We start from the raw sequence: 12734 nt of genomic DNA, 5'->3' as shown, positions 1-12734 counted from the left end.
CAAACGAATTATTACTACGTTTTAGTGCTAAAATTACGAAATGTTTCTTGAAAATACGGTAAATCATAAAGAACAATTTGGGTGGATTGAAGTGATTTGTGGGTCGATGTTCTCTGGTAAAACCGAAGAGCTCATTCGAAGATTAAAACGCGCACAATTTGCCAGGCAAAAAGTCGAAATTTTTAAACCTGCTGTCGATGTTCGTTATGACGATGATATGGTAGTATCTCACGATGCTAATGAAATTCGTTCTACTCCCGTACCCGCTGCGGCAAACATTCCTATTTTGGCAGATGGATGCGATGTTGTAGGTATTGATGAAGCCCAATTTTTTGATGATGAAATTGTTAGGGTCTGTAACGATTTGGCCAATAAAGGTGTACGTGTTATAGTCGCTGGCCTGGATATGGACTTTAAAGGTAATCCATTTGGTCCTATGCCTTACCTTATGGCAACTGCAGAGTATGTCACCAAAGTACACGCCATTTGTACCAAAACGGGGAACTTGGCACAATACAGTTACCGAAAAGCTAAGAGTGATGATTTGGTCTTGCTTGGCGAAGTTGATGAATATGAGCCCTTAAGCAGAGCTGCGTTCTATAAAAGTATGTTGCGCGATAAAGTAAGGCAAATGAAGGTGAAAGATGCCGAAGAGATTAAAGCAAAAGAAAAAAAATCGGATGCCAAAAGCCAATGAAACTGTTCTAGAAATTGATTTAGGTGCCTTAACCCACAACTTCAATTATTTAAAATCTAAACTACAGTCAAATACTAAGTTTTTGGCCGTGGTTAAAGCATTTGCTTATGGCAGCGATTCCATTGAGATTGCAAAACACCTAGAACTACTAAAGGTCGATTATTTAGCCGTAGCTTATACTAAAGAAGGTGTACTGCTAAGGGATGCAGGCATAACCACTCCAATTCTGGTATTACATCCTCAACCCATAAATTTTGAAACTATTATTGAGCGTTGCCTAGAACCGAGCATCTATAATGCTAAGGTTTTAAAGGAGTTTATAGAAGTTGCTGAAGAACAAAAACAAAAAGACTATCCAGTACATATTAAGTTCAATACAGGTTTAAATCGACTGGGATTTTGGGAAAGTGATGTTGACCATATTGTATCAAAATTAAAAACGACAACGTCTATTATCGCCAAATCTATTTTTTCGCATTTGGCCGCAAGCGAAGACCTTAATGAAGTTGAATTTACAAATCGCCAGATCGAAAGCTTTAAAACAACCGCAAAGACCTTTGAAGATAAATTAGACTACCAACCGTGGTTGCACTTATGTAATACTTCGGGTGTTATAAATTATCCTAAAGCACATTTAGATATGGTACGCTGCGGAATAGGACTTTATGGCTTCGGTAATTCAGCAGATGAGGATAAAAGCCTTAAACCTATTGCCAGTCTTAAATCCGTGATTTCGCAAATCCATAAGATCGAGAAAGGAGAAACCGTAGGATACAATAGAGCTTATACCGCTAAAGGATCTGAAAAAACAGCTACTATTCCCATTGGCCATGCCGATGGCATTGGTAGACAGTATGGCAACGAAAAGGGATACGTTTTCATTGATGGAAAAAAAGCACCAATTATAGGAAATGTATGTATGGATATGGTCATGGTAAATGTTACTAATATAGATTGCAGCGAAGGAGATGAGGTCATCATTTTTGACGCGACTAACAAAGCTTCAGATTTAGCGGAATCTGCTAATACCATTTCCTACGAAATTATTACAGCCATTTCCCAGCGTGTAAAGCGTAGATTTAGCAATTAAGTTTTTTAAAACTTTAACATATTAGATTTTTGGTTATTTTAGTGACCTATTAATCTTAACACTAGCTAATTATGTTAAAAGAATTCAAGGAATTTGCAATGAAGGGCAATCTTGTCGACATTGCAGTTGGTTTTGTAATGGGTGCTGCTTTTAAAGAGGTGGTTACTGCATTTACTGGAGGTATTGTCTCTCCACTAATTGGTCTAATTTTTGATTCAGACTTTAAAGCCTTAAGATATAAACTAAAAGATGGTGCACTAAATGATGCCGGTGAGATGGTAGGAGAAGTATGGTTAGAATACGGAACTTTTTTAACTAATGTCATTGACTTTATCATTGTGGCATTTGTAATGTTCCTAGTCGTGAAAGGTGTTAACAAAATGAAGAAGAAGGAAGAACCAGCACCAGAAGAATCAGCAGGACCATCTGATAATGAGCTTTTAGCAGAGATTAGAGATCTACTCAAAAAATAATAAAACATAGCGTCACCGCTACATTACATAAATATTAACCAAACCCAGACTTTACGTCTGGGTTCTTCTTTTCCTAATCTGTTATTGGTGAATTAATATTTTTTTGCGTCAATTTTTATCATTTTTTTATAACTATCTTTTGATATTAATTCACCAAATCCGCTAATTTTGCTTACTTAATTTTTTAGCATATGAGAGTAGCTGTAGTAGGAGCAACAGGTTTGGTAGGCAATGTAATGCTCAACGTATTAGAGGAACGCAATTTTCCTGTAGATGAATTATTAGTGGTCGCTTCAGAACGTTCAGTCGGCAAAAAAATAAGCTTTAAAGGTAAAGAACTTGAAGTGATAAGTATCCCGACCGCTATTGAAAAACGTCCTGATATAGCATTGTTTTCTGCAGGTGGCAGTACTTCATTAGAATGGGCACCAAAATTCGCAGAGATTGGTACTACAGTAATCGACAATTCTTCAGCATGGCGAATGGACTTGTCTAAAAAACTGGTTGTCCCGGAAATAAATGCCTCTCAACTCACTAAGGAAGATAAAATTATAGCTAACCCCAATTGTTCAACCATTCAAATGGTGATGGCACTAGCTCCGCTTCATAAAACATATAAAATTAAGCGTATTGTTGTATCGACTTACCAGTCTGTTTCTGGTACTGGTGTAAAAGCTGTGGAACAATTGGAAAACGAAATCGCTGGCAAAAAGGGCGATATGGCCTACCACTATCCAATACATAAAAATGCCATTCCGCATTGTGATGTGTTTGAAGAAAACGGCTATACAAAAGAAGAAATGAAACTGGTAAGGGAAACCCAAAAAATCCTCGACGACAAAACCATTGCGGTGACTGCTACAGCCGTTAGAATTCCGACAGCTGGTGGACATAGCGAAGCGGTAAATGTTGAGTTTGAAAATGACTTTGATATTAGCGAGGTTCGCAAAATTCTAAGTGAGACCGATGGTGTTACCGTACAAGATAATCTCGATGTTAATGTATATCCAATGCCAATGTACGCTAATGGTAAGGACGACGTTTTTGTAGGAAGGATTAGAAGGGATGGTTCTCAACCAAATACGCTTAATCTCTGGATTGTTAGTGATAATCTTAGAAAAGGTGCAGCTACAAACACCATTCAAATTGCTGAGTTTCTGGTAAATGAAGCTTTGGTGTAGTATTTAAGAGGTTTCTAAATAGCGGTAATTTTTTGTATTTCAACTAAATAATTAATTTTCCAGCAAAATTTCTATTTATATTGCTGTCCCAATTTGCCTTAAGTTTTAATACATTTTTAATGTCATCAGATTTGTTTAATACTTATCTTTGGATTTAACGTTGCTGTCTTTCAAAAAACCTAATTATGAAAAAACTACTCCTAATTATTGTCGCGCTAAGTATTTTTATTTCTTGTAAAAACGAAACCAAAAAAGTGAACCCAATTACTGTAGATTATCCTGAAACTAAAAAAGTTGATACTGTAGATACCTATTTTGATATAGCTGTAGCCGATCCCTACCGTTGGTTAGAAGATGACCGAAGTGCTGAAACCGAGGCATGGGTAAAATCTCAAAACGAAGTTACTTTTGGGTATTTAGACAATATACCTTACCGTGAAGAACTTAAGGACCGTTTGACCAAACTTTGGAATTACGAAAAAATTGGAGCACCATTTAAGGAAGGGGACTACACCTATTTCTACAAAAATGATGGACTACAAAACCAGTATGTGATCTATAGATATAAAAATGATGCCGATCCTTCAACGGCTGAGGTCTTCTTAGATCCAAATACGTTTAAAGAAGATGGTACCATATCATTGGGCGGTATAAGTTTTTCTAAAGATGGTAAAACATTAGCATATTCTATTTCTGAAGGTGGTAGCGATTGGAGAAAGATTCTTGTAATGAATACAGAGACCAAAGAAATTGTAGAGGATACTTTGGTTGATATTAAATTCAGTGGTATGTCCTGGTACAAAAATGAAGGGTTTTACTATTCTAGTTACGACAAACCAAAAGGCAGTGAACTATCTGCTAAAACAGATCAGCATAAAATATACTATCATAAACTAGGCACTAAGCAATCTGAGGATGCGTTAATCTACGGTGGCACTGCAAAAGAAAAACACCGATACATCTATGGAGGTGTTACCGAAGACGATCGTTATTTAATCATTACTCCGAGAGTTTCAACTTCTGGTAATAAACTATACATTAAAGATTTAACGGTTCCTAATGCGCCTTTAGTAGAGGTTTTAGGGCACACAGATTCTGATTCTAACATCATAGAAAATGTAGGCTCTAAGCTATATATTATGACCAATCTAGATGCACCAAACAGAAGAGTTGTCACTGTTGATGCTTCTAACCCAAGTCCGGAAAACTGGAAAGACTTCATCCCAGAAACAGAAAATGTACTATCACCATCTACTGGAGGAGGTTACTTTTTTGCCAAGTATATGGTCGATGCTGTTTCTAAGGTTTTACAATATGATTATGATGGAAAGCTGGTTAGAGAAATTAAATTGCCAGGCGTTGGTAGCGCTAATGGTTTTGGTGCCAAAAAAGAAGATAAGGAGTTATACTACTCATTTACTAACTATGTAACACCTGGAAGTATCTATAAATATAATATCTCTGAAGGCACCTCAGAGTTGTTCCGTAAACCTAAAATTGATTTTAATCCAGAAAATTATGAAAGCAAACAAATTTTCTACACCTCTAAAGATGGTACAAAAATTCCTATGATCATCACCTACAAAAAAGGAATAAAGCTCAATGGTAAAAACCCCACCATTCTTTATGGTTATGGTGGTTTCAATATTCCGTTAACTCCAGGTTTTAGTATACCAAATGCTGTATGGATGGAACAAGGCGGTATCTATGCTGTAGCTAATCTACGCGGAGGCGGTGAATATGGTAAAGCTTGGCACGATGCGGGTACCAAAATGAAAAAACAAAATGTCTTCGACGATTTTATCGCAGCTGGTGAATATTTAATAGAGAACAAATATACCTCACCAGATTATTTAGCAATAAGAGGAGGTTCTAATGGTGGCTTATTAGTTGGAGCTACCATGACCCAAAGGCCAGATTTAATGAAGGTAGCCTTACCGGCTGTTGGTGTATTGGATATGTTACGTTATCATACTTTTACAGCAGGTGCGGGTTGGGCTTACGACTATGGAACTGCTGAAGACAGCAAAGAAATGTTCGAATATCTTAAAGGTTACTCGCCTCTTCATAATGTAAAAGAAGGTGTAGAGTATCCTGCTACTATGGTAACTACAGGCGACCATGATGACAGAGTGGTTCCTGCGCATAGTTTTAAATTTGCGGCAGAACTACAAAGCAAGCAAGTAGGCAATAACCCTACACTGATAAGAATAGAAACGGACGCTGGCCATGGTGCAGGTACACCTGTAAGTAAAACCATTGAGCAGTATGCAGATATTTTTGGATTTACATTATATAATATGGGCTTTGATGTGTTGCCTAGTAAAACCAAAGAAAAAATAAAGGGATAGTACAACTTTAGCTATTAACCAAATCCAATGTTTTGTCACTTGACCAACTTCATAAACAGCTTAAAGAAAAGCAAATAAAATTTCTTTTCTCGGACTATTATGACACAATAGTACATAGACATGTCCATCCTAATTATGTTCAACGTATTTGGGCAAAATTTATGATTAGGGAACTGGGATTGTCCGTGTCTATCGACGAACTCTATTTTACGAGGCAAGAGTCTGTCAAATACCTCGTTAAGAAATTAGGGAAAGATATCGATGAAATTCCATATCAAAAACTAAAAGAAGAAGTTTGCAAAAGGTTGATTAATGATGAGGTAATTGCATTAGAAGCAAAAGAAGATTTTATTGCCCTTTTTGAAAACGCTGATGCCAAAGCCGAAGCAAGTGTGCAATATTTGGATCAGGATGTGGTAGATACCATAAAATACTTTAAATCCAATGGAGGTAAAGTATATCTGATATCGGATTTCTATGGTTCCGTAAGCTTATTCGAAAAGCTATTGGAGCATCACAATATCATAGATTTGTTTGATGGTATTTATACCTCGGCATCCTTAGAAAAAAGTAAATACACCAATACGATCTATGAACCAATCCTCTCAGAATTAAACATCGATCCTAAAGAGGGAATAATGATAGGAGACAACCTAAGGAGCGATTACGATAATGCTATTAAAAACGGTCTTAATGCCTTTCTTCTTCCCCATAAAAAATATACCAGAAAAAACAAGCGTAAAAATCTTGGTAACGACAAAAAACGATTAAAATCCATTATTAATACCTTATATCGAAAATGTAAAAAAGGATCTGCCATACCATTTACCGAATATGCTATTTTCTACCACATTTTTGTTGAGCGTTTATTTGAAACTGCCAAAAGGAAAAACATCAAGGACCTGTTTTTTTTATCTCGTGAAGGTCAGTATCTCAAAAAACTTTTTGATTCCTATCAAGAGTTTACTGCTCTTAGAGACGATGATAAAATAAAAACACACTACCTAAAAATATCACGACACGCCGCGCTTCAGATGTCCTTACAGGATATCAATGAAGAACCTTTTACATTTTTGAGTAAAAAGTACAGTAATATTTCGACCGAAGACTTTTTAATTGCCGTTAATTGTCCAGAAGAACTTAGAGCCCAAATTCTCAAAGAACTTAAAGTTGAAGGAAAAGCAAGTGTTACAGGGTTTTTTAGCTCTTCAATATTTGAAAATTTAAAACAAAACAGGGCTTTTGTTAGCTTTTATGACAAACATAGAGCCCAAAGTCGTAAGGCCTTTGAAACCTATATCCATTCCTTTAACGCCGCTATAGAAGAAAGAGGAATTCACCTTGTGGATATTGGATGGGGAGGTACCATGCAAGAAGCCATATATACTTTTTTTGAAGAAAAAATTTCAGTAACTGGTTATTATCTAGGTCTCAACGAAATCTATGATATTCAACCATTAACCAAACGCTATGGATTAAACTTCTCTTTAATGCCTTATCCAGATTATGATGATCATATTATAATGGCAAACATGCAGCTCTACGAACAATTCTCGGCTGCAGATCACGGAAGTGCTTTAGATTATAGTCTAGACGCAGAAGGTTACACTTTAGAATATCACAAACCCGAAGAAAAGTGGCTATACGATAATCATATTAAAGCACACCAAGAGCAAATGTATAATCGTCATAAAGCAATTTTAAAAGATTTAGAGCCTCTGTGCTATTCTGAAGAAATGATGCAAACAAGCATGTCTAGGTTGGCCCTTAAGGTCGGTTTATTTCAAAGTACAAAGAAACTAAAGTTCTTAGATACCTTGAGCCATGGATTCTACCAAAATGTTGGGACCAACCAAGTAGGTATTTCCTACCAACCGCCAAAAATAAAGAGCCCTGTAAAGAGTGCTATACGGTTTTTAATGACTCCTGAAAAATATTTTAGATATCTTGTTAAACTAAAACCTGTACTCTATAAGAAGAATAAGCTGATTGCAGTACTTACGCCTATGTGGCTTATTTATCTTTATTATAGGGTCAATAAATATTTTAGGTTTAAAATCATGAAGCGTTTCTTTCTTTTAAAGTATAACGTTTTCAAATAAGTCAGTCGCCCCCTTTTTATTGATTATTAACGATTTAATAAAAATTAATTAGATTTAATTTTATTTTTGTATTGGGTAGGGCTTTCCCCAACAAATTTGTTCTATTAATGTGTATCAGTGATTGTATGAAGAAAAAATACATTCTCAACTTGCTTTTTATATCTCATTTGCTCCTTCTTTGTTGCAGTGGCAGTGATGATGATACGGTAACACCAACCATTGACACCAATGCCGATATGGCTATAATAGCTCAGAACTCGGAAGTGGATATCTTCATTCTTGCAAACGATTCAAATATCCCTCAAACAGGAACTTTATCGACCAGTACGCCAAATTTAGGGTCCGTACAAATTGAGAATAACAACACACTAAATAATCCTAGTGATGATTATCTGGTTTACAGAGCTCATCCAAATGTGGTTGGAGAAGACTCTTTTCAATATATTATTTGTGATAGTTCAGACAATTGTTTTACAGAAAACATATCTGTTACCATTACATCATCGTCAATCGTAACTGTTTTTGATGATGATATACCTCATCAAACACTTTCTGCCTATAATTTTTTTCAAGGAGAATTAAAAGATATTAATCCTACTTTTGGAGTGATTCCATATGATTTAATTACACCTTTATTTACCGATTATGCAAAGAAAAAGCGTTTCATCTGGATGCCAAATGGCGTTAGCGCTAATTATATTGACGATTATTCCCCTTTAGATTTCCCCGAGGGTACCATACTCATAAAAAATTTCTTTTATAATGATGTGCAGCCCGATAATTCTACAAGAATCATTGAAACTAGAATTATGTACAAAAAAGCTACGGAATGGGATTTTGCCAATTACGTATGGAATGATGACCAAACTGAGGCATTTTTTACCAATCAAGGAAGCAGTGTAAATATAAGTTGGATAGAAGGGGGAAGCATTAATACAACCGACTACCGAATTCCGTCAAGGGCAGAATGTTTTACTTGCCATAATCAGCTCGATGACCCTACACCAATTGGTTTAAGACCCCAAAACTTAAATAAAGATTATAATTACGACGGTGAGCTGACCAATCAGTTGCATAAGTTAAGAGAGTTCGGTTATTTAAATTCAGAAATTCCAAATAATATTGATACAATGGTAGCTTGGGATGATGAGACCCAGCCACTCGAAGCACGAGTGCGCTCTTATTTAGATATCAACTGCGCACATTGTCATTCAGGCGATGGTCATTGTAATTACAGACCTATGAGATTTGCTTTTGAGCTTACTGAAAATCTCGAAAACATTGGTGTATGTGTTGAGCCAGACACTCAATTTATACCAAATTCTTATATTGTAAAGCCTAACGATACTGATTTATCTATACTTCATTACAGGATAAGTACAACCGATGAGTCTCTGAGAATGCCATTATTGGGTAGAACCATAAACCATGATGAAGGTATTAGACTTATAGAAGAATGGATAAATACTCTAGATAATTGCGATTAACACCTATGTAAAATATGAAAAAAATTACTCTACTTTTAATTGTTGCAATATGCATTTCATTTGCAGGTAACGCCCAGTATGTTTTTAACCCTATTGCAGGACCCATTAATGTAGTAGAAGGTTCGCCAGTAACCATCAATCTTAATGATGTAGCCAATTCAGCTGGTGTTTCAGCATCCTCAACCGGAACCTATAATGCTTTTTCTATAACTGTAGACTGGACTGCCGGCAGTGGTAGCCCTTGGTCATCGGAAGCGGATTTAAGATTTATCACATCTGCTGGTTCTGTTTTGATAAATCCCCCTACATCTGGCGGACTAGGCTCGGGTGCAGATACGACTTTAACTTTTTCTGGTAATATGGCTGGTGTTTATGATCCGACTTCTGACGGTTATATTGATTTGGTTCTCAATCAAAGTTTTAACGGATCTGATGCTAATTGGTCAAATATTGAAGTTACACTTTTTGAAACTTCTACATGCCCCAACCCTATAAACCTGTCAGTTGACAGCTTAGCAGATACCTCTGCGATTTTACAATGGGTAGAAAATGGTACAGCCATAGAGTGGAACTTAGAATGGGGAACAACAGGATTCTCTCTTGGCTCTGGAAATACAGTTGATGGCATTACCAGTACAAATCATAATTTATCTAGTCTTACACCGAATACCAGTTATGACTTTTATGTTCAGTCGGTCTGTACTGGAGAAACATCCAATTTCTCGGGACCTTTCACATTTACTACACAGGTGGTTTCAAGAATAAATTTTGTTCAACAAGCTATATCATTAAATACAAGTAGCTTTTATGCTACTGCAATTGTTGATATGAATGGTGATTTTCTAGACGATATTGTTGGTGTTACTGCAACTAATGTAAATATTCTGCAGCAAAATCCAGATGGTTCATTTACTGATATCAATATTACAACTCCCGATGCCGATTATTTACCAGGCTGGAGTATTGCTGCCGCTGATTTTGATGCCAATGGGAAAACAGACCTGTTATATGGGTCTGGTAGTGGTGTAACCTTTATGCAAGCTAGTAATGACGGTCAGAGTTTTACTCAACAATCTGAACCGTCCATATTTTCACAGCGTTCTAATTTTATAGATCTTAATAACGATGGCGACTTAGATGCTTTTGTATGTCACGATATAGCTCCAAATGTATATTTTATTAATGATGGTACTGGTAATTTTGATTTTTATCAGTCTGATATTACACCTGGAGCACCCTATGAACTCGGTAATTTCCCTTCAGGTGGTGACTATGGCTCCATATGGATAGATTATAATAATGATAGAAATATGGACCTATTCGTTGCAAAATGTGGTGGTTCTGATGCGCGTAGAACTAACATTATGTATACAAATAACGGGGATGGTACTTTTACCGAAAATGCAGCTATTATTGGGCTAGCCGATCCCATGCAAACATGGTCATCTGCTTGGGGAGATTTTGATAATGATGGTGACATGGATGTATTTGTTGGTGCTAGTTCGGGCACACACAAATTAATGGAAAATAGTGGTTTTTCAGATGATGGTAATCCAAATAACGATTATATTTTTACTGATGTTACCTCAGGTGCTGGAATTTCAGCTCCAACAGGCTGGGAGAATACCGCTTATGATATTGACAATGATGGAAATATCGATATTATTAGTAATGGTTCTATTATGTATGGTAAGGGAGACATGACTTTTGAAGATGCAGATCCTAACCAAATCGATTATAAAAATGGAAGTTTTGGTGATTTAAATAATGATGGTTTTATTGATGCTTATTATGATGAAGTCAGATATTACAATCAAGGCAACACTAATAATTGGGTTAAGATAAACACCTCTGGAATGGGACATATCATGGATAACCATAGTAACATAAACGGTATTGGCGCAAGAGTTGTACTCACAACACCTTCTGGTACGCAAATACGAGATGTAAGAAGTGGCGAAGGTTTTGAGTTTATGAGTTCGCTTAATACCCATTTTGGCATTGGTTCTGACGCGTCAATTTCTAAGATTACCGTCTATTGGCCTTCGGGTATAATCGACGAGATTACCAACCCCACAATTAACACAACTCATAATATTATAGAAGGCAGTGCACCATTAAGTCTTGAGGACGAAACATTAACTAATTTGTATGTTTATCCTAATCCTGTGAATGATGTATTAATCATTAAAACGTCTACAGACTTAACAGAAAAAATAGCTACTGTTTTTGATATTACAGGTAAGCGCGTGTATAATCAAGAATTAAGCAATAATGAAATTGATGTTTCAGGCCTACAAGGAGGTGTCTATTTCTTAAAAATAGAATCTAATGGAAAAAGTATAAGACGAAAGTTCGTTAAGAAATAAATATAAAATCACGAATCCGTGTTAAAACCGTTTGAGAAATCAAGCGGTTTTTTTATGGTATTTTTGCATATGCTTCAAATAAAAAATCTCTCTTTTGGATATACCAAAACAGATGTGCTCAGTCATCTGGATTTTACTGTTGGTATTGGCGAAAACTTAGCCATCATAGGAGAAAGTGGTTCTGGCAAAAGCACCTTATTGAAATTAATTTATGGTGAATACGATTTAGAAAAAGGAGAAATCTTTTGGAAAAACACCAAAATCTTAGGTCCAAAATTTAATTTGGTGGTAGGTTATGATTTTATGAAATATGTATCTCAGGAGTTTGATTTGATGCCTTACACTTCGGTTGAAGATAATATCGGTAAGCACTTGTCACGTTTTTATCCCGAAGAAAAAGAAAAACGCACCAAAGCGCTTATCAAGGTTGTTGAATTAGAGGCCTTTGCCAAGACCAAAGTCAAAAACTTAAGTGGTGGTCAAAAACAACGTGTAGCTATTGCTAGAGCATTGGCAAAAGAACCTGAAATCCTGTTATTAGACGAACCGTTTAGTCACATTGATAACTTTAAAAAACAATCTCTTAGACGTAGTGTTTTTAATTACTTAAAACAACAACAAATTACATGTATTGTGGCCAGTCATGATAAAAATGATGTGCTCGGTTTTGCAGATGAGATGATTGCCCTTCATAATAAAAGAATTATTGCTAAAGGAACGCCAAGTCATCTATATCATAATCCTCAAAACCCATTAATTGCTGCTTTTTTTGGTGAGTTTTCAGTCATCAATGACAAGATATATTATGCACATCAGTTAAAAATTGTAGAGCACTCAGAGTTTAAAGCTACAGTAAAGCAATTGTATTTTAATGGACGGACCTGGTTGATTGAGGCTAAATTTAAAGATCAAATGATATTCATTGAACATAGCAATTCATTAGAAAACAAGATTCAAGTATGTTTTGATATCATAAAGTAGCCT

Annotated in this window: 9 protein-coding genes; all 9 read left to right on the top strand. The window is 35.9% G+C overall.

Translation table 11 applies throughout. The features are described from left to right. The first annotated feature begins 40 nt into the window (after positions 1 to 40). The 9 genes from Q0972_RS04245 (at position 41) to Q0972_RS04205 (ending at position 12731) form a co-directional block, all read left to right on the top strand. Positions 41 to 697 (top strand): thymidine kinase, encoded by a 657-nt coding sequence (locus tag Q0972_RS04245; RefSeq protein ID WP_299363018.1) that lies wholly within the window; start codon positions 41 to 43, stop codon positions 695 to 697. Then, positions 681 to 1787 carry an alanine racemase gene (gene alr, locus Q0972_RS04240; protein ID WP_299363015.1) on the top strand — a complete coding sequence of 369 codons (1107 nt, stop codon included), beginning with the start codon at positions 681 to 683 and terminating at the stop codon, positions 1785 to 1787. The genes Q0972_RS04245 and alr overlap by 17 nt, the downstream gene beginning before the upstream one ends. 71 nt (positions 1788 to 1858) lie before the next feature. Beyond that, positions 1859 to 2260, top strand: a complete 402-nt coding sequence (gene mscL / locus Q0972_RS04235) for a large-conductance mechanosensitive channel protein MscL (protein WP_299363013.1) — start codon at positions 1859 to 1861, stop codon at positions 2258 to 2260. Between the two features lie 191 nt (positions 2261 to 2451). Then, positions 2452 to 3441: an aspartate-semialdehyde dehydrogenase gene (locus Q0972_RS04230; RefSeq protein ID WP_299363010.1), complete on the top strand. Its 990-nt coding sequence runs from the start codon at positions 2452 to 2454 to the stop codon at positions 3439 to 3441. A 185-nt stretch (positions 3442 to 3626) separates the two neighbouring features. After that, a complete protein-coding gene (locus Q0972_RS04225; protein WP_299363007.1) occupies positions 3627 to 5792 on the top strand; it encodes a prolyl oligopeptidase family serine peptidase in 2166 nt (721 codons plus the stop codon). A 32-nt stretch (positions 5793 to 5824) separates the two neighbouring features. Then, positions 5825 to 7894 (top strand): HAD family hydrolase, encoded by a 2070-nt coding sequence (locus Q0972_RS04220; protein WP_299363004.1) that lies wholly within the window; start codon positions 5825 to 5827, stop codon positions 7892 to 7894. A gap of 125 nt (positions 7895 to 8019) precedes the next feature. Further along, the gene (locus tag Q0972_RS04215) at positions 8020 to 9381 is read left to right on the top strand and encodes a hypothetical protein (protein WP_299363001.1); all 1362 of its coding nucleotides are present in this window, start codon (positions 8020 to 8022) and stop codon (positions 9379 to 9381) included. Positions 9382 to 9395: 14 nt separating this feature from the next. Continuing rightward, complete coding sequence (locus Q0972_RS04210; RefSeq protein WP_299362994.1) at positions 9396 to 11750, top strand: FG-GAP-like repeat-containing protein; 2355 nt, start codon at positions 9396 to 9398, stop codon at positions 11748 to 11750. A 69-nt stretch (positions 11751 to 11819) separates the two neighbouring features. Next, entirely contained in the window at positions 11820 to 12731 is a 912-nt protein-coding gene (locus tag Q0972_RS04205; RefSeq protein ID WP_299363076.1) for an ABC transporter ATP-binding protein, read from the top strand. Positions 12732 to 12734 lie beyond the last annotated feature (3 nt).

Origin of the sequence: Winogradskyella sp. (assembly GCF_028282165.1) — a bacterium.
GTDB lineage: Bacteria > Bacteroidota > Bacteroidia > Flavobacteriales > Flavobacteriaceae > Winogradskyella.
The sequence above is the reverse complement of the archived record's forward strand: the minus strand, read 5'-3'. Positions and strand labels throughout refer to the sequence as shown.

Excerpts from the sequence above, each read along its gene's own strand:
- alr (WP_299363015.1), top strand. The coding sequence starts at position 681 with ATGCCAAAAGCCAATGAAACTGTTCTAGAAATTGATTTAGGTGCCTTA.
- Q0972_RS04205 (WP_299363076.1), top strand. The coding sequence starts at position 11,820 with ATGCTTCAAATAAAAAATCTCTCTTTTGGATATACCAAAACAGATGTG.
- Q0972_RS04225 (WP_299363007.1), top strand. The coding sequence starts at position 3,627 with ATGAAAAAACTACTCCTAATTATTGTCGCGCTAAGTATTTTTATTTCT.
- mscL (WP_299363013.1), top strand. The coding sequence starts at position 1,859 with ATGTTAAAAGAATTCAAGGAATTTGCAATGAAGGGCAATCTTGTCGAC.
- Q0972_RS04215 (WP_299363001.1), top strand. The coding sequence starts at position 8,020 with ATGAAGAAAAAATACATTCTCAACTTGCTTTTTATATCTCATTTGCTC.
- Q0972_RS04230 (WP_299363010.1), top strand. The coding sequence starts at position 2,452 with ATGAGAGTAGCTGTAGTAGGAGCAACAGGTTTGGTAGGCAATGTAATG.
- Q0972_RS04210 (WP_299362994.1), top strand. The coding sequence starts at position 9,396 with ATGAAAAAAATTACTCTACTTTTAATTGTTGCAATATGCATTTCATTT.
- Q0972_RS04245 (WP_299363018.1), top strand. The coding sequence starts at position 41 with ATGTTTCTTGAAAATACGGTAAATCATAAAGAACAATTTGGGTGGATT.